Annotated in this window: 18 protein-coding genes; 11 read left to right on the top strand and 7 right to left on the bottom strand. The window is 61.0% G+C overall.

The window, feature by feature from the left end:
* Window positions 1-13 precede the first annotated feature (13 nt).
* On the bottom strand, window positions 14-655 hold the full coding sequence (locus ACWKV5_RS20175; RefSeq protein ID WP_483842722.1) for a LexA family transcriptional regulator: 642 nt from the start codon (window positions 653-655) through the stop codon (window positions 14-16).
* Between the two features lie 129 nt (window positions 656-784).
* On the opposite strand from ACWKV5_RS20175, the gene ACWKV5_RS20170 reads away from it, so the two are divergent.
* Complete coding sequence (locus ACWKV5_RS20170) at window positions 785-1126, top strand: DUF6124 family protein (protein ID WP_483842721.1); 342 nt, start codon at window positions 785-787, stop codon at window positions 1124-1126.
* A 484-nt stretch (window positions 1127-1610) separates the two neighbouring features.
* Complete coding sequence (locus ACWKV5_RS20165) at window positions 1611-2762, top strand: M14 family metallopeptidase (RefSeq protein WP_483842720.1); 1152 nt, start codon at window positions 1611-1613, stop codon at window positions 2760-2762.
* A gap of 52 nt (window positions 2763-2814) precedes the next feature.
* Here ACWKV5_RS20165 and ACWKV5_RS20160 read toward each other — a convergent pair whose 3' ends face one another.
* From ACWKV5_RS20160 to ACWKV5_RS20140, 5 genes are all read right to left on the bottom strand, one after another.
* Window positions 2815-3360, bottom strand: a complete 546-nt coding sequence (locus ACWKV5_RS20160; protein ID WP_123432298.1) for a cytochrome b — start codon at window positions 3358-3360, stop codon at window positions 2815-2817.
* Entirely contained in the window at window positions 3357-4451 is a 1095-nt protein-coding gene (locus tag ACWKV5_RS20155; RefSeq protein WP_483842719.1) for a catalase family peroxidase, read from the bottom strand. The genes ACWKV5_RS20160 and ACWKV5_RS20155 overlap by 4 nt, the downstream gene beginning before the upstream one ends.
* 123 nt (window positions 4452-4574) lie before the next feature.
* Complete coding sequence (locus ACWKV5_RS20150) at window positions 4575-5339, bottom strand: enoyl-CoA hydratase-related protein (protein WP_483842718.1); 765 nt, start codon at window positions 5337-5339, stop codon at window positions 4575-4577.
* A gap of 48 nt (window positions 5340-5387) precedes the next feature.
* Window positions 5388-6713 carry a ferredoxin reductase domain-containing protein gene (locus ACWKV5_RS20145; protein WP_483842717.1) on the bottom strand — a complete coding sequence of 442 codons (1326 nt, stop codon included), beginning with the start codon at window positions 6711-6713 and terminating at the stop codon, window positions 5388-5390.
* Window positions 6710-8311 (bottom strand): amino acid adenylation domain-containing protein, encoded by a 1602-nt coding sequence (locus tag ACWKV5_RS20140; RefSeq protein ID WP_483842716.1) that lies wholly within the window; start codon window positions 8309-8311, stop codon window positions 6710-6712. Before ACWKV5_RS20140 ends, ACWKV5_RS20145 begins: the two co-directional genes overlap by 4 nt.
* A 268-nt stretch (window positions 8312-8579) precedes the next feature.
* Here ACWKV5_RS20140 and ACWKV5_RS20135 point away from each other — a divergent pair, with 268 nt between their 5' ends.
* Complete coding sequence (locus ACWKV5_RS20135; RefSeq protein ID WP_123432303.1) at window positions 8580-9086, top strand: RNA polymerase sigma factor; 507 nt, start codon at window positions 8580-8582, stop codon at window positions 9084-9086.
* On the top strand, window positions 9083-9835 hold the full coding sequence (locus ACWKV5_RS20130) for an anti-sigma factor family protein (protein ID WP_483842715.1): 753 nt from the start codon (window positions 9083-9085) through the stop codon (window positions 9833-9835). Before ACWKV5_RS20135 ends, ACWKV5_RS20130 begins: the two co-directional genes overlap by 4 nt.
* A gap of 136 nt (window positions 9836-9971) precedes the next feature.
* Here the strand turns inward: ACWKV5_RS20130 and ACWKV5_RS20125 are convergent, their stop codons facing one another.
* Window positions 9972-10808 carry an IclR family transcriptional regulator gene (locus tag ACWKV5_RS20125; RefSeq protein ID WP_027925048.1) on the bottom strand — a complete coding sequence of 279 codons (837 nt, stop codon included), beginning with the start codon at window positions 10806-10808 and terminating at the stop codon, window positions 9972-9974.
* A gap of 242 nt (window positions 10809-11050) precedes the next feature.
* On the opposite strand from ACWKV5_RS20125, the gene ACWKV5_RS20120 reads away from it, so the two are divergent.
* From ACWKV5_RS20120 to ACWKV5_RS20090, 7 genes are all read left to right on the top strand, one after another.
* Complete coding sequence (locus ACWKV5_RS20120; protein WP_483842714.1) at window positions 11051-12070, top strand: ABC transporter ATP-binding protein; 1020 nt, start codon at window positions 11051-11053, stop codon at window positions 12068-12070.
* On the top strand, window positions 12067-12936 hold the full coding sequence (locus tag ACWKV5_RS20115) for an ABC transporter permease (protein ID WP_483842713.1): 870 nt from the start codon (window positions 12067-12069) through the stop codon (window positions 12934-12936). The genes ACWKV5_RS20120 and ACWKV5_RS20115 overlap by 4 nt, the downstream gene beginning before the upstream one ends.
* A 6-nt stretch (window positions 12937-12942) precedes the next feature.
* Complete coding sequence (locus tag ACWKV5_RS20110; protein ID WP_483842712.1) at window positions 12943-13737, top strand: ABC transporter permease; 795 nt, start codon at window positions 12943-12945, stop codon at window positions 13735-13737.
* A 7-nt stretch (window positions 13738-13744) separates the two neighbouring features.
* Window positions 13745-14035 (top strand): (2Fe-2S)-binding protein, encoded by a 291-nt coding sequence (locus ACWKV5_RS20105; protein WP_027925044.1) that lies wholly within the window; start codon window positions 13745-13747, stop codon window positions 14033-14035.
* A 157-nt stretch (window positions 14036-14192) separates the two neighbouring features.
* Window positions 14193-15548, top strand: coding sequence for an FAD/NAD(P)-dependent oxidoreductase (locus ACWKV5_RS20100; RefSeq protein ID WP_483842711.1), 1356 nt, complete (start codon window positions 14193-14195; stop codon window positions 15546-15548).
* On the top strand, window positions 15545-16660 hold the full coding sequence (locus ACWKV5_RS20095) for an NAD(P)/FAD-dependent oxidoreductase (RefSeq protein WP_483842710.1): 1116 nt from the start codon (window positions 15545-15547) through the stop codon (window positions 16658-16660). Before ACWKV5_RS20100 ends, ACWKV5_RS20095 begins: the two co-directional genes overlap by 4 nt.
* Before the next feature lie 18 nt (window positions 16661-16678).
* Entirely contained in the window at window positions 16679-17725 is a 1047-nt protein-coding gene (locus tag ACWKV5_RS20090) for an ABC transporter substrate-binding protein (protein ID WP_483842709.1), read from the top strand.
* The last annotated feature ends 145 nt before the right edge of the window (window positions 17726-17870 follow it).

Here is a 17870-nt window from a genome sequence, read left to right as displayed (position 1 = left end):
AGGACCGATCTGATTAGAATTTGGCCGTTGCCTGAACCACTACACCGAGAATTCGACATTCATCGGTGTAAAGGGCCTTCGGATACGTCGGATTGAGCGGGACCAGGTAACGCTGCCCACCCTCTTCGATCAGCTTGCGAAACGTCGCCTCGGTGCTGTCCGACCACTGCGCGATCACCAGCTTTCCGGGCTCGGGCACGATGGCCGGATCCACCAGGATCATCATGCCCTCGGCGATGCTCACGCCCGTGGGCGCCGTCATCGCATCGCCCACGACCACCAGCCAGAACGCCGCGCCCTGGGCATGGTAATCCGTCAGTTCGAAGCGCGGCTTGCCGTAGACGGCCAGCTCACCGTCACGCACCTGCATCGGCTCGCGCCATTCACTGACCGGGTAACGGAAGTACGGGTTGTACTTGTGCGTAAGGCAAGGCTCGTCGTCCTGCAAGACCTCGCGAATCACCATCGCCACTTCCAGAAAATCCATCCCGAGCGCGCGCAAGACACGATTCATGTCTTGAATGCTCGGCTGACGGCGTTTATTCAGCCAGTGACCCACGCCACCCTGGGACATCTCCAGGCGGTCGGCGAGTACTTCTTGAGTGACTTTGAGGTCACTCATCTTGGCTTTGACCAACTCAATCCATTTATCCATGTGCGGCACGATACGTGGGGTACTCCGACCAACAAAACACAACTTGTAGTATTTAAATTCCAGTCACAAATACAGTTCGTACTAGGATGGATTCACGGATCTGAATCTATCACGGAGCTTGCCATCGTCATGACGTTACCCAGCAATGACCTGCCAGATATGCAAATCGATACCACGCTGACCTCGCCCAAAGGCAATGCCGCCGCACAGCGAGCGCTGGATTATTACTTGAAACCAACTGTGTCCGAACCCGCTGCAACGGAGCGGTTCTTCGATGTGAACCCGGGTATCAGCGCAGAAGAAGCGCTGGTCCATGCCTCGGATTTGTTGCGATGCGCCGCGGCGACTGCACATGAATCGGCCAGCAACCTGAACGGTCCGAGCCGCGACCTGGCCTATTCGACGGTGCACATGATCGACATGGCCAAGGCGATGATCGATCGGTCTTTGCAAGAGCATCGGAACGCATGAAACGGGCGAGCGTTTTGGGAGGACAGGAAAGAGTTTTCCTATCGAACAGATAAAATCATTTGACTTGCAAACGAGAATGATTATTATTGCATGCAGCTGGTCGCGAGATCAGTCGATTGTCCAAGTGACCTTAGGTCGGTCTCCTGGACTATCTCCTCATCAGGCTAATCACGGTTTTTAACCCGGCTTTTTGCCGGGTTTTTTTTTGCCAGTTATTCTGGCTTTTACCTTCAGGCTAATGAAGTCTTTGGGTGCTGCAAATTCGATGGCGCGGATAATATCAAAAGAATATCGATTGGCAAGAGAAGCCCGGCATCATTGGGCCAAACGAATGTAAAAATAGCACTTGAGAATCAATCGCACAGTCACTAAGCTGCGTCGGCGTCATGGAGGACGCCCCCCTCTGCACCCCGCAATTTCCCTCGGTTTCCCCCCTGCCTTGCGTGTAAAGTAGCCGCCATAAAATCATATTCAGGAACCGACTATGACCGTGGCCAAATCTTCCTTCGACATCAGTGCAAACTTCGACAGCGGCAACATTGAAGTGCTGGACATCAGCAACCCGCTTCAAGCGCTGCTGGCCATCAAGCCCGACACTCGCAGCCCACACTTTCAATGGTTCCACTTCAAGGCCAGCGGTCTGCACGTGGGTCAGGAGCATTGGTTCCGTCTGAACAACGCCAGCAAGTCCTCGTACAACAAAGCCTGGGATGGTTACCAGGCTGTTGCGTCGTACGACCACGTCAACTGGTTCCGCGTACCGACCATTTTCGAAGGCGACTGCCTGCGCTTCAGCCTCGAAGCTACCGCCACCCACGCCTGGTTCGCCTATTTCGAACCTTACAGCCGTGGCCGTCATGACTGGCTGATCGAGCAGGCACTGGCCAAGGCCGGCACCGAGCTACTGGCCACCGGCAAGAGTGTTGAAGGACGTGACATTCAATTGCTGCGCAAAGGCACCGGTGCCGAAGGCCGACGCAAGGTCTGGATGATCGCGCAGCAACACCCTGGCGAACACATGGCCGAATGGTTCATGGAAGGCGTAATCGAGCGCCTGGAAAAACACGACGACCCGGTGATGAACAAACTGCTGGCCAGCGCCGACCTGTACCTGATACCGAACATGAACCCGGACGGCGCCTTCCACGGTCACCTGCGCACCAACGCCATGGGCCAGGACCTGAACCGTGCCTGGCAGAGCGCCAGTCAGGAGATCAGCCCGGAAGTGCTGTTCGCGCAACAGCAGATGGAAAAATATGGCGTCGACCTGTTCCTCGACATCCATGGCGATGAAGAAATCCCATACGTGTTCACCGCTGGTTGCGAAGGCAACCCGGGCTTTACGCCGCGCATCGAAAAACTCGAAGAGCATTTCCGCAGCCACCTGAAACACCTGACCAAGGATTTCCAGACCAAGCACGGCTACACCCGCGACGAGCCGGGGAAAGCCAACATGACCCTGGCCTGCAACAGCGTCGGTCAGAAATTCGACTGCCTGTCATTGACCCTGGAGATGCCGTTCAAGGACAACGACGATGCTCCGAACGCGCTGACAGGCTGGTCCGGCAAGCGCTCCAAGCAATTGGGCAAAGACGTGCTGACCACCGTCGCCGACATGATCGATACTTTGCGCTGATTACTCGGTTCATGTAGCCGTTGGCGCTGACTGCGCCAGCGGCTACAACAGATCAGCCGCGATCCTTGCCCCGCAACATGCTGTCCAGCACATCATCGCGTCGCACCCAACCGTGAAACAACGCTGCCGCCAAATGCAGCAGCACGGTCAAAAACAGCAGATACGCCAGATACCCATGCGCCTTGCGCAAAAACGCAAACACCTGCGCATTGGCCGGCAGGATCGATGGCAACTGGAACGAGTTGCTGAGCATCACCGGATCACCCGCCGCCGAAATCATTGCCCAGCCGAGCAACGGCAAGACGAACATCAAGGCGTACAGCAAGACGTGCGAGGCCTTGGCCGCCAGCGCCTGCCAGCTCGGCAAGTCTGCCGGCAACGGCGGTTGTTGCGTGGAGAAACGCACGAACAAACGCACGATCACCAGCAGCAGAATCGCAATGCCCAACGGCTTGTGCAGATGGATCAGCCACTCATGGCGCTCGGACACCGAGGCCACCATCCCCGCGCCGATAAACAGCATCGCAATGATCATCAGCGCCATCAGCCAATGCAGCAGCCGCGCCAACGGCGCGAAATGGTTAGGTTGGGCGCTCATTGTTGAGCCTCCTGTTTAGCGGCGGGCAACTGACTGACTTCACTGGTGCGGCGCAAGTAGGAACTGGCGTAACCGGCTGAACGAGCCGCGAGCAACGGGTCGTCGGAACCTTCGATGCCGTTGGGTAATACGAGCGGATCGTAGTTGATGTCGCGGCACTCGCCATTGAGTTGCGGCTGGGTGCGTTCAAGGACCAGGGTGCCGGCGTTCAGCACTTTGCGACCGTCGGGCCAGGCCTTGCTGGCGTCGTTGACCGGATCCCCCGGGTTGGCCAGCGTCATCATCAACTGCCAACGCAACGGTCCGGCCGACAAGCGCTGAACCAGATCATTCTCCAGAAAATCACTGCCCTCGGGCGCTGTGGCTCCCGCCGCGTCCTGTGCCACCGGCACCATGCTCCAACGCACCGCCTGGCGTTGACCGGCCGCATTCACCAGGTAGAACGCGTTGACGCTGTTGTACGTCTCGGTCGCATAACTGGCCGACGGCTTGGCGGTTTTGATCCAGGCCAGGAACGGCGCCGTTTCCGGATGTGAACCGAAAAATGCCGGAACTGCCGCAGGGTCAGGTTTACCGGTGGCAGGAAGCGGCGACTGGGCTTGCTGCAATTGATAGAACGCTTCTGGCGTGCCCACGGGGAACACCGGCATGCTGTTCATCCCGGTGCGCCACTGCTGGCCGTTGGCCTGGGTGAAGCGCAACGCCATGCTGCGAATCGGTACGGCACTGTCCGGCGCGTAAGGATTGCCCGCGGGCAACGCAAAACGTCCAACCACCGGGGTCTGGGCTTCGCTGAACACTTGGGCACTGGAATAGGTGCGTGCTTGGGCGGTGCTTTCGAAATGGCCGATCACGCACACGCCCTTGGCGTGATTGCGCCGGAAACCCGGGTGCACGCCGTTATTGGTTTCCAGCACATTGATCAGTTTTTTCGGCGTTAGTCGTTGTGGGTCAAAGGTGCCGTTGACGTAGGCAAAGGCCCCGGCCAGCGCGGCGACCACCACGGCAATGCCGGCCAGGCGTAACGTCAGGCTTGCGCCACTCAGCGGTGGCCGGGTGGGCCCGGTTGGCGGTGTTGAGCGATCAACCATGAAAGACTCCAGGGCCATCGGCCACAGGGGGAAGGAGCTATGAGACGAACGTCACGTAGGATTATTCCCCCTGAACTGTAGTTTCTTTCATCGCACCGCGAGCGACGAATGCTCACCCCCCCATCACACGGGGTTGAAACACGCCTCACGTTTATCGAGAAAAGCCTGCATGCCTTCTTTTTGCCCGGGGGTTGCAAACAACCCATGGAACGCCCTTCTCTCGTACAACAGGCCTTCGCGTAATCCGTGCTCCAGCGCACGATCAACCGCTTCGCGCGCTGCCATCGTGGCGGTTTTGGCGAAACCAGCGATGGTCTGCGCCGCCGTCATGGACTCCTCCAGCAGGTCGGCGGCGGCAATCACTCTCGACACCAGCCCTGCCCGTTCGGCCTCCTGGGCAGACATCGGGCGACCGGTCAGGATCATGTCCATGGCTTTCGATTTGCCGATCAGGTGCGTGAGGCGCTGGGTGGCGCCCATGCCGGGCATCACGCCCAGTTTGATTTCCGGTTGAGCAAATCGCGCTGTATCGGCAGCGAAAATCAAATCGCACATCATGGCCAACTCACAGCCGCCGCCAAACGCATAACCGGCGACCGCGGCCAGCGTGGGGGTCCGTAACGTGGCAAAGGCTTCCCACCCGGCAAAATAATCCTCGTGGACCATGTCCAGATGGGACTTTTGGCTCATTTCCTTGATATCGGCACCGGCCGCGAAATAATCCACGGTACCGGTCAGGACGAAACACCCCACGCCTGGATCCCGATCCAACCGTTGCAGGATGTCCAGCAGTTCGCGCATGACCTCATCGCTCAGGGCGTTCCGGGCTTGCGGGCGGTTGAGACGAATCAAGACGACGCGATCATGACGTTCGATCAATGTGTGCATGGTGACCTCTTTGAAAAATGGTTGAAGGGTTAATAGCCAGCGCTCACGTCAGGAATCCCAGATCGCGCCATAGGCCGGAATGCCGCGACTTTCCATTTCCTCGACCACTCGCTGAGTCAGTGTCTGGTTGGAAATGCAGATCACGGCCTCTGCACCGGTCGCTTGAACCGCGTCATAGGCCAGTTGCACCAGATCGGGTTTGCCCAGCACATCGGTGTCCCAGATCAAGGCATCGGGCTCGGCCTGGAGAATCTCCTCCACCAACTCGTCACCGTAGGTTTTTCGTGGGTTGCGAGTCGACCAGATCAGATGGATCGGCACCTGCCTGGCAAGCAGATGGGGCAGTACCGGGCCGATACCGCTACCGGTTGCGATATACACCACTGACTTGAACAGGGTTTCGATGTGCGCCACGCCGGCGGTGGTAATGCCTTTGACCCAGACGTGAGTCGGCATTTGTTCGATGAATTCGCCGGTCCAGTCCCCGGCCCGGGAAATGATCAGTCGAAAACCGGCCTGCCCCGGCGTGGGAATGTTGGCAAACGAATGCCATTCCAACAGCGGGTTGAGACTGATGGCGTTGGACGAACCGGCAAACGGCGTGACATGCCCGAACCGGGCAATGACGGCGTGGGATGAAGTCCTGAGTAACTGCACCGGTACTTTGCGCAAACGCAACCATGGCAACGCAATGCTGAACGTCAGCACCATCAGCATCCAGAAGGGCACCGAGGTGGCCAGTACTTCTTGCAGCGGCGCTTGCGGGTTCTGATCACGGGCAAACAGCAGGGTCGAGACCCAAAACAATGCGAGTGCCGTCCAGCCACCGAAGCGGTGAGTGCGCTCGAACCCGTTGTGAAAACGGGAACGAACCCAGGGATGCGCCATGGTCGCCACCAGCAGCAACACCCCCAACAGCCCTGCATTCACCCAAAGCAGCGCGGTCGAAACGCCTCCTTTGCCGTCAATCCAGTGCCAACCCGATGAGCCCAGCAATGCCACGAACCAACCAATGGCGGCCAAGGCGCCACCACTGTGCAGGCCCCCCAAGTGATAGACCTTGGCCAATGAGCGACGAATCATCAGCGGCCAATGGGTGGGGGCGCGGGTGGCCAGCCAGAACAGCAGATTGATGACGTATTGCTGGCGAATCAAAATCGCCATCGACAGATTCGCCACTACCAGTCCCGCCAGCGTTTCCAGCTCAATACCGGAGGATGTCCACCATTGCCCGGCGTTCAACCCGTGCGCCAGCGCGGCGCCATTCAGTACCAGGACCAGTGCCACAAGACGGTTGTAATGGGAAAACCACGGCAGCGTTCCAAGGCGTCGCCACAGCGCACGCTTGGCGGGTAAGCCGCTGGCGGCGCTCATGCGCTCACCTTCGGTACAGCGTTGACATCAAGGTTGGCCTGTTGCGCCTGGGCCAGCAGCAGCCGCTTATCGACTTTACCCCGTGAAGTCAGGGGAATGTGGTCCACAGCGATGATCAACGAAGGGACGCAATAGTAGGCGAGGCGCGCCTCACAGCGACGTCGCGCCGCTTCGATGTCGGTGGACGCAGGACTGACGAAAGCCACCAGATGACGACTGTCGAGTTTCAGCGTAACCGCTCGCTCGCAGGCGTCGCACGACTCCAGCACCGCCGACACACTGTCGAGTTCAACCCGAAAACCCCGCACCTTGACCTGATCATCGACGCGCCCCAAGTGTTCGAGCTCGCCCTCCTCCGTCCAGCGCCCCAAGTCGCGAGTACGAAACATCATCCGGTCCGAACCAAGAAATGGATCGGGTCGATAACGTTCCGCGGTGAGTGCCGCATTCCCCAGGTAACCCGCTGTTACGCAATCCCCGCCTGCCCACATCTCCCCTTGCACCCCGATGGCACACGGTCGACCCTCTTCATCAAGTACGTACACCGTGTTATTGGGCGTGGGTTTGCCGATGGTCAGGGGCCTTCCGGCCTGATACCGCTGCATGGTGTTGACGATGGTGGTCTCGGTCGGGCCGCAGGCATTGTAAAAAATGCAAAACGACGACCAGCGATCGGCCAGTGGCTGGGGACACGGCTCGCCGGCAACGGCCACGACCTTGGCCTGATGGCAACGCGCGGGATCGAGTGTGCCGAGAATCGACGGCGTGGCGATCAGCACGTCGCATTGCTCGGCGGTCCGGCCAATGTCTTTGCCCCGGATCATCAACGTCGCGCCATGAGCCAGGCAACCCAGAATCTCCCACGCGGCCATATCGAAGGCGATGTTCAGAATCTGCCCGACCTTGAGCCCGGGCTTCATGCCGAGGTTGCCCGGCTCCGTCAGCAGAATATTGCAGACATTGCGGTGGGTAACCCGAACCCCGTTGGGTTGCCCGGTGGTGCCGGAGGTGAACAACAGGAAGCACAGTTGATCCGCGGTCGTTGACGGCGTACCGGCCACGTTCAATTCGTCCGATGAGGTGGTCGGCACTGCCATGAAATCATCAAGGCAAATGCAGTGCTGCGCCGCTGTCAGGGGAATCTGCGACTCGAGGTTCGACAGCGTCAGCACAAGACGCGTGGCGGCAACCTCCATGATGTGGCGCAATTGCGTCGCGGGGGTGATCCCCACGTGCTGGGGAATGTAGGCCGCGCCCGCCTTCAATACGGCCAACATGCCCACCAGCATGGGGATCGAGCGTTCCACGAACAGGGCAACGTGATCACCGGGCTTGACGCCCTGGCTGATCAACACGGCAGCCAGTCGATTGGCCTGCCTGTTCAATTCGTTGTAGGTGATGGATTCACCTTGCCAAAGGGCCGCAACACCTTGAGGGTGGGTCACGGCGTGCGCTTCGATGGCGTGATGAATCAAGGAGAACGCGGGCTGGACCGTCGGCCCACGACCCATTGTCTGCCAAAGGTCCTGATCAACCGCAGGCGCAGGCATCGACGAATAGGCCAATGCAGGTTTGAGGGTGATTGCGTGCTCTTGCATGTCAAAAATCTCATCGGGCTCAATGTTTAAGCTCAAGACCGGACGGTTGCGCCGAGCCAATTGAGTGGCTGGACGCAATGCCGGTTGCGCTTGCTACGAGGGTTGAGCGACGACGTTTGATGCCATTACATGGATTACAACCAAAGAGGAAAGGTCCTACAAAAAACAGGCGGTGGGATTTTCTTTTACGGCAGAGGGAATAACCTGCGTTAGACGGCGTCTTCCTTGTCACTGCCGCCCTTCACTGACTCAGAACCCGCCCTTTCCCATGAACGATATCGACGAACAACTCAGAGAAATCATTCCCAGGCTCCGGCGTTTCGCCGTGTCACTGACGCGCAATCCCAGCAGCGCCGACGATCTGGTGCAGTCGAGCCTGGAGCGAGCACTGTCGAGTTGGGCGGACAAACGCCCCGAAGGCGACTTGCGCGCCTGGCTGTTTTCGATACTGTACCGGCAGTTTCTGGATGCCCACCGCCGTTCCCGGCGCTATGCGCGGATGCTCGAATTCTTTACCGGGCGTGATGACGCACAGCCCTCGGTTGAACGCACGGTGATTGCTCAATCGACGCTGCAAGCCTTCGACCGACTCAGCACCGAACAGCGCGCGTTGCTGCTCTGGGTGTCGGTGGAAGGGTTGAGTTATAAAGAGGTCGCCGAGATTCTCGACGTCCCCACCGGCACCGTGATGTCTCGTCTGTCCCGCGCCCGCCAGGCCTTGCGCCAGCTCAGCGACGGCGAAATCACCAGCCCTTCTTTGCGGATACTCAAATGATCAGCATGCCCCCGAGCGAGCGTGACCTGCACGCCTACGTCGATCACCAACTCAACGACGCCGACCGACGTCTGGTGGAAACGTATCTGGCCAGCAACCCGCCAATGGCGGCGCAAGTGCGCGCCTGGCAACACGACGCCCAACAACTGCGCGCAGCCATGAGCGGCGCCCTGCACGACACCGTCAACCCGGACCTCGACCCGGCGCTGATTCGCCAGCGCCTCAAACGCCAGTCACGTCGTCATCTGGCCAGCGCGGCCGTGCTGTTGATTGCCGTCAGCGTGGGAGGATTGAGCGGCTGGCAAGCGCGCCAGATGACCCTGCCCAGTCCCCCGCTGCCGATGACCGATGCGCTGCAGGCTTATCGCCTGTTCGCCCAGCAAGGCATCCTGCCAGCGGACTACAAAGTCAGCGACGATGGCGACATGCAGGGCTGGCTCGATCGTTATTTCACCCGTGCCAATCGCCTGCCGGACCTGTCGAATGCAGGCTTCAAACCGGTCAGCGGCCGTTTGCTCAGCACCGAGCAAGGGCCGGCGGCGATGGTGGTTTACGAGGATCAGGGCGGGCACAAGATCAGCTTCTACGTGCGTCCACCAGGGCCGAAAAACATTTTCCTGCCGCGGGGCAGTCGCAGCGATGGCGAGTTGCAGGCCGAATACTGGTCCGGCAGCGGCTACAACTACGCGATGGTCAGCCCGAGCGACACGCCGGCGGCGCAGATGCTCAGGCAGACGGAGCAGTTCTGACCACACCACCGATCAACTGTGGGAGCGAGCCTGCTCGCGAAGAGGCCAGCACATCCAACATTGATGTCGACTGACACTCCGCTTTCGCGAGCAGGCTCGCTCCCACAGGGGATCAATGATCATTTCGAGAGTGTGTTCAGCCCTGTCCAAAAACCTGCGAAGGCCGTCGCAGCAGCGGGTCGAACGGATTGATCCGCGGCCCGATCATCGCCGCTTCGCGCTTGAGCATTTCCACCACCGTAGGCAATCGATCCGGACCCAACCGATCACTCACCGTCGCCACACTCAACGCCGCCACCGCCCGCCCCTCTCGATCCAGAATCGGCACCGCCACCCCGGCCATGCCTTGCAGCACCCCGGTATTACGCCCCGCATACCCCAGCGCGCGCACGTTCTCGACCTCCGAGCGCAGGAACACTTCGTCGTACAGATGGAAATCCTTGAGTCGCGGCAAGTTGTAATGGATCACCGTGTCGCGCTCCTCCTCCGGCAGAAAAGCCAGAATCGCCAGGCTGCCCTGCCCTACGCCCAGCGCCACGCGCCCACCGATATCGCCGGTGAACGTGCGGATCGGAAACGGCCCTTCGCTGCGGTCCAGACAGATCGCGTCGAAACCGCTGCGCGCCAGTAAAAACAACGAATCCCCCAACGACGCCGAGAGCCGCAGCAGCGACGGTCGCACCAGTTCGCGCAGGTTGCCGGTATTGCCCGCACGCGCCGCCAAGGCAAAAAAGTCCAGGCTCAGGCGATAGCGTTTGCTGCGCACGTCCTGCTCGACCATGCCCTCGTCCATCAGGCTGCGCAACAAACGGTGCGTGGTCGGTTGCGACAAGCCGATGCGCTGCGCCAGTTGCGTCACACGTTCCCCGCCCTCGACGGTGTCACCGAGGCTGCGCAGCACCGCAAACAATCGGGAGACCGCACCGACACCGACTTCATTTTTGTTTTCATTCCGCTCAGTGGAATCTGACATGTGGTTTCTCGACAATAAATTTACTCACTGAATGAAATCGAAAATAGTCTTCGCTTCAGTGAAATAGGCCATTGAGCCCATCCTAGTCTTCGTCCTAATCTGCGTCCACAGGGGCGATTCGAACAACAGCGGCAGCCGACTCCAGTCGAGCGCCAACGCACCCAGCAAGACTTTTTCGTATCTGCCCATACAAAAAAGCGCGCCTTCGGGTGACGCATAACAATCTCAGGTGGAGCGCAGTCATGGCTTTTGTGCAACTTGAAGGACTCGGCAAACGTTACGGCGAGATCGACGCCGTCGTGGCCACCCACCTCTCGGTGGAAAAAGGCGAGTTCGTGTCTCTGCTCGGTCCGTCCGGGTGCGGCAAGACCACCACCCTGCAAATGATCGCCGGCTTCGTCGAAGTCACCAGCGGTCGCATCCTGCTCGACGGCCGCGACATCACCCACGCCAAACCCGCCAGCCGTGGCCTGGGTGTGGTGTTCCAGAGTTACGCGCTGTTCCCGCACATGACCGTCAAGGACAACGTCGCCTTCGGCCTGCGGATGCGCAAAGTGCCCGCCGGCGAGTTGCAGCAGCGCGTGGCCAGGGTGCTGAAACTGGTACGCCTGGATCAACACGCCGAGCGCTATCCCCGCGAGCTTTCCGGTGGCCAGCGCCAGCGTGTGGCACTGGCCCGGGCCCTGGTGATCGAGCCCCCGGTGCTGCTGCTCGACGAACCGCTGTCCAACCTCGACGCCAACCTGCGCGAAGAAATGCAGTTCGAAATCCGCCGCATCCAGCGCGAAGTCGGAATCACCACGTTGATGGTCACCCACGACCAATCCGAAGCGCTGTCCATCAGCGACCGCGTGGTGGTGATGCAGGCCGGACGCATCACGCAAATCGACGCGCCTTACACCCTCTACGAACATCCGCGCACCGAGTTCATTTCCGGTTTCGTCGGCAAAGCCAACCTGCTGCCCGGCGAGCGTGACAGCGCCGGCGTGGTACAGGTGCGCAGTGGCGGCGACCTGACCCTGAGCCTGCGCCCGGAAAAAATCGACCTGCGCGAACAAGATCACGGGCGTTTGCAAGGCAAGATCGCCAGCCGCTTCTTCCTCGGCAGCCAATGGTTGTACGGCGTCTCAACGGCCCTGGGCGACATCAGCGTGGTGCGCCGAAACGACGGTTCGACGCCGCTGAACGAAGGCACGGCGGTCGGCCTTGATTGGGATGCCAAACTCCTGCGAGTGCTGACGGTCGACGAGGTGTCGGCATGAGTGCGTTGGCCGCCGTTCGCCAGGGACGCCAGGGTTATTTGTTGTCGGCACCGGCCCTGGCGTTGTACATCAGCCTGTTGGCCATTCCGCTACTACTGACGCTGGTGTTGTCGTTCAACGTCTTCGACTACAGCTCGGGGATCAAGGGCGACGCCTACACCCTCAGTCACTACGGCAGCCTGCTGGGCGACCCGTACTTCTACGAAATCTTTCTGCGCACGATGTGGATCAGCGCCCTGACCACCCTGCTGTGCGTGGTGATCGGCGTTCCCGAGGCCTACATCCTCAGCCGCATGGGCGCGCCGTGGCGTTCGATCTTTCTGATCCTGATCCTCACGCCGCTGCTGATTTCGGTGGTGGTGCGGGCGTTCGGCTGGAGCCTGTTGCTCGGCGCCGACGGCCTGGTCAATCAAACCCTGCAAGCCTTCGGCGGTTCGCCGATGAAGCTGTTGTACACGCCGTTTGCGGTGGTGATTGCGCTGGTCCACGTGATGCTGCCGTTCATGATTATTCCGGTCTGGACCTCGCTGCAGAAACTCGACCCGGCCGCCGAACAAGCCGCGATGTCCCTCGGCGCCAGTCACTTCACGGTGATGCGCCAGGTGGTTCTGCCGCAGATCATGCCCGGCGTTCTTTCCGGCACCTTGATCGTGTTCGGCCTGGCCGCCAGCTCATTTGCCATCCCCGGCCTGCTCGGCGGGCGTCGCCTGAAAATGGTCGCGACACTGATCTACGATCAGTACCTGTCGGAGCTGAACTGGCCGATGGGCGCGGCGATTGCCGTGGCGCTGTTGGTGCTCAACCTGCTGATCATGCTGTCGTGGAACCGGATGATCGAAGGCCGCTACAAGAAGTCATTGGGATAACTCGTCATGTCCAAGAACGGTCCTTTCGCCCTGCTGTTTCATGCCCTGGTGGTGCTGTTCATGCTCGCGCCGCTGGTGGTGGTCTGCCTCGTCGCGTTCACCCCGGAAAACACCCTGAGCCTGCCGACCACCGAGTTTTCCCTGCGCTGGTTTCGCGCGGTGTTCGAGCGCGCCGACTTTGTCGATGCGTTCTACAACAGTTTGATCCTGGCGTTCTGCGCCGCCAGCCTGGCGACCCTGATTGCGGTGCCGGCGGCGTTGGCAATCACCCGTTTCGAGTTTCCGGGACGGGACTTTTTCAACGGGCTGTTCCTGTCACCGATCATCATTCCGCATCTGGTATTGGGCGTTGCCTTGCTGCGTCTGTTTGCGCTGATGGGGGTCAACGGCAGCTTTGCGTGGTTGATTTTCGCCCACGTGCTGGTGGTCACGCCGTACGTGCTGCGACTGGTGCTGGCGTCGGCCATTGGCCTGGACCGCAGCGCCGAACATGCCGCGCAATCCCTCGGTGCCGGGCGCTTCACGCTGTTCCGGGAAATCACCTTGCCGATGATTCTGCCGGGCGTTGCGGGGGGCTGGTTGCTGGCGTTCATCAACAGCTTTGATGAGGTCACGCTGTCGATTTTCGTCACCTCGCCGGCCACACAAACCTTGCCCGTGCGCATGTACGTGTACGCCACCGAATCCATCGATCCGATGATGGCGGCGGTGTCGGCCCTGGTGATCGCGCTGACCGCGCTGACGATGATTCTGCTTGATCGGGTCTACGGCCTTGATCGGGTGCTGGTGGGTAAACAATGAGGGCGCCATGGCTTTGCTGAAACGACTGGCCGAGGGCGACCGCCCGGCCGTGAACTTTACCCTCGACGGCCAACCGGCCAGCGCCCTGCTCGGCGACACCGTGCTGACGGCGGTGCTGACCTGCAGCGAGCACCTGCGCGGCAGCGACTTCAGCGCCGAACCCCGCGCCGGGTTCTGCCTGATGGGCGCGTGCCAGGACTGCTGGGTCCGCCTGGGCGACGGCCGACGCGTACGCGCGTGCTCGACGCTACTTGAGACCGACCACCACATCACCCGCGAACCGGGGCGCTCGTTATGAACACCTTGCCAATCTGCCGCAACCGAATCCCCTGTAGGAGTGAGCCTGCTCGCGATAGCGGTGTGTCAATCACCACCTATGTTGAAACTACCGCCGCCTTCGCGAGCAGGCTCGCTCCCACAGGGGTTTTGCGGCGGTCGGGCAATGGGTGGTGGGTATGAAGCCGGTAGTCATCATTGGTGCCGGCCCCGCCGGGATTCGGGCGGCGCAGACGCTGGTCGCGCATGGCGTTCGCCCGGTGTTGCTGGATGAAGCCGCGCGCGGTGGCGGGCAGATTTATCGGCGTCAGCCGGCCAACTTCAAGCGTTCGGCGGTCAAGTTGTATGGCTTCGAAGCGCGCAAGGCCAAGGCGCTGCATCAGACCCTCGATACCCTGCGCGAACAGCTCGACTATCGGCCCGACACCCTGGTGTGGAACGCCGAAGCGGATGCGCTCGACACACTGCATGAAGGTCGCGCCGCACGGATCGAGTTCTCCCGCGTGATTGTCGCCACGGGCGCCACCGACCGGATTCTGCCGGTGCAAGGCTGGACACTGCCAGGCGTCTACAGCCTCGGCGCCGCGCAGATTGCCCTGAAATTCCAGGGCTGCGCCATCGGCGAACGCGTGGTGTTCGCCGGCAGCGGCCCATTGCTCTACCTGGTTGCATACCAATACGCCAAGGCCGGTGCGAAGGTGGTCGCGGTGCTCGACAGTTCGCCGTTCAGTGCCCAGGTCCGCGCCCTGCCCGGCTTGCTCTCACAACCGGCGACGCTGGCCAAGGGCATTTATTACCGCAGCTGGCTGACCGCTCACGGCATCCCGGTGCATCAGGGCGCCACCTTGCGAGGCATCGATGGCGAACACCGTGTGCGGTCGCTGAACTGGTCCGACGCAAAGGGCGAACACCCACTGGTGTGCGACGCCGTCGCATTCGCCCATGGCTTGCGCAGTGAAACCCAACTCGCCGATTTGCTCGGCTGCGAATTTGCCTGGAACCCGCTCAACCGCGCCTGGCTGCCACAACGTGACAGCACTGGACGCAGCAGTGTCGCCGAGGTGTACCTGGCCGGTGACGGTGCCGGGATCATGGGCGCCGATGCCGCGGAAATGGCCGGTGAACGCGCAGCCTTGGCCGTGCTGGAAGACAGCGGCCACCTGATTGCGCCACAGCGCTGCGTCCAGCTGGAGCAATCGCTCACCCGGATAAACACCTTTCGCAAAGGCCTGGAACAGGCCTTCATTTTCCCCGAACACTGGGCCACCGATACCGCTGACGACGTGATGATCTGCCGCTGCGAAGAAGTGCGCGCCGGTGACATCCGTCAGGTCGTGCGCGAAGGCCACTGGGAAATCAACCGGGTCAAAGCCCATTGCCGCGCCGGCATGGGCCGCTGCCAGGGGCGGATGTGCGGCGCGGCCACCGCAGAAATCATTGCCAGCGAGAGCCGGCGTGGCGTGTCGCAGATCGGTCGGCTACGTGCACAGGCGCCGGTCAAGCCGCTGCCGTTTGGCCTGGAGGTCGAATCGTGATCGAAGTCGACGCCATCATCATCGGCGGCGGCATTGTCGGTGCCTCGGCCGCCCTGTTTCTGAGCAAAGCCGGACGTCGCGTGGCGTTGCTGGAGCGGGACTTTTGCGGTTCACACTCCAGCGGCGTGAACTATGGCGGCGTGCGACGACAGGGTCGGCCGCTGTCACAACTGCCCTTGTCACAACGGGCGCACGAGATCTGGGGACAACTGCCACAGTTGATTGGCATTGACGGCGAATATCAACGCAGCGGCCATTTGAAGCTCGCCCGCAGCCTCGACGACTTGCGCGCCTTGCAGGATTACGCCGCCAGCAGCCAGGGTTTCGGCCTCGACTTGCAGGTGCTGGATCGCACTGAATTACGCGCACGTTTCCCTTGGGTCGGCGATGTCGCCGTCGGTGCTTCATATTGCCCCGACGATGGCCACGCCAACCCGCGATTGGTTTCCCCCGCCTTCGCCCACGCCGCGCGGCGCCACGGCGCACAGGTGCATGAACAGTGCGCCGTGACTGCGGTGGAGCACGACGGCCAGCGCTTTCGCGTCAACACTCAAAACGGCTTGGAACTGCACGCGCCGTGGCTGCTGAACTGCGCTGGCGCCTGGGCCGGCCGCCTCGCCGAACAGTTCGGCGAAGCGGTGCCCATGCACGCCGGGCACCCGGCGATGCTGGTCACCGAACCGTTACCGCTGGTGATGAACGCCAGCACCGGCGTCGAAGGCGGTGGCATTTATGCCCGTCAGGTCGCTCGCGGCAACTGCGTGCTCGGCGGTGGCCAGGGGTTTGCCCTCGACGCGGCCCGCGCACGGCCCGGTCAGCAGGCGGTGATCGAGATCCTGCGCCAGGCCGTCGAGCTCTATCCGTTTCTTGAAGGCGCCCAGGCGATTCGCACCTGGAGCGGCACCGAAGGTTATCTGCCCGACCGCCAGCCGGTGATCGGTCACAGCAGCACTCAACCCGGTCTGTTGCACGCGTTCGGCTTTGCCGGCGCGGGTTTCCAGATCGGGCCCGCGGTGGGCCAGGCGCTCACCGAGATCATCTGCAACGGCGCCCCGTCGACGTCGCTGGATGCGTTTTCCATCACCCGGTTTCACTCCGTTTCCGTAGCTTGATAGAGGAAGGTCGCGCCAATGAACCAGTTCAAACGCACTGCACTGCTCGGATTTTCATGCCTGAGCGCCCTGTTCACGGTGACCCAGGCTCACGCCGAGCCGACGCTTTACCTGGGCATGAACGGCGGGACCATGGAGCGGCTGTACGCCGACAAGGTGTTGCCGGTTTTCGAAAAAGCCAACAACGTCAAAGTGGTCATCGTGCCCGGTACCTCTGCCGACATCCTGGCCAAGGTCCAGGCCAGCAAAGGCAACCCGCAACTGCACGTGATGTTCCTTGATGACGGCATCATGTACCGCGCCATCGCCATGGGCCTGTGCGACAAGCTTGAGGACAGCCCGACCCTGGCGCAAATTCCGGCCAAGGGCCGAATCAAGGATCAAGCCGTGGCAGTCAGCCTCGGCGTCACCGGGCTGGCGTACAACACCCGGTTGTTCAAGGAGAAAGGCTGGAGCGCACCGACGTCGTGGATGGACATGGCCGACCCGCGTTTCAAGGACAAACTGGTGTTCCAGTCGATGGCCTCGTCGACCTTCGGCCTGCACGGTTTCCTGATGTTCAACCGCATTCAGGGCGGCAGCGAAACCGACGTCGAGCCGGGTTTCAAGGCCTGGCCAAACACCGTCGGACGCAACGTGCTGGAATACATTCCGAGCTCGGCGAAAATTTCCGAAATGCTCCAGACCGACGAAGCCGCGCTGTTCCCGTTGACCCCGACTCAGGTCACTGCGCTGAAACTCAAAGGCATGCCGGTCGAATACGCACAACCGAAGGAAGGCGCCGTGGTGCTCAACGTCGCGGAGTGCGCCATCGCCAACAACACCCAGCCGGAACTGGCACAAAAACTCGCCGCGTTCTTGCTGACACCTGAAGCGCAAGCCGCTGCACTGGAAGACGGCGACCAGATCCCGTCCAACCCGAACACCCCGACCACCGACAAGACGCGCGGCCAGGTCGAGGCGATGAAGCAGTACCTGGAAACAGCGATTGCCATCGATTGGGACCAGGTCAACGAACAGCGTCCGGCGTGGAACGCACGCTGGAATCGCAGCATTGAACGCTAGATAACTAACGAAACCACTGTGGCGAGGGAGCTTGCTCCCTCGCCACAACAGCCCTGCCGACTCTGACATCCCGTTGAATCCGTTTCACCCGTCGACATGACTGGATGGGCAATTACCCATCTGGTTACACTACGCCGCCGCTGCT

The sequence above is a fragment of the Pseudomonas oplopanacis genome (assembly GCF_057128725.1).
This window is presented reverse-complemented; position numbering and strand designations above follow the sequence as displayed.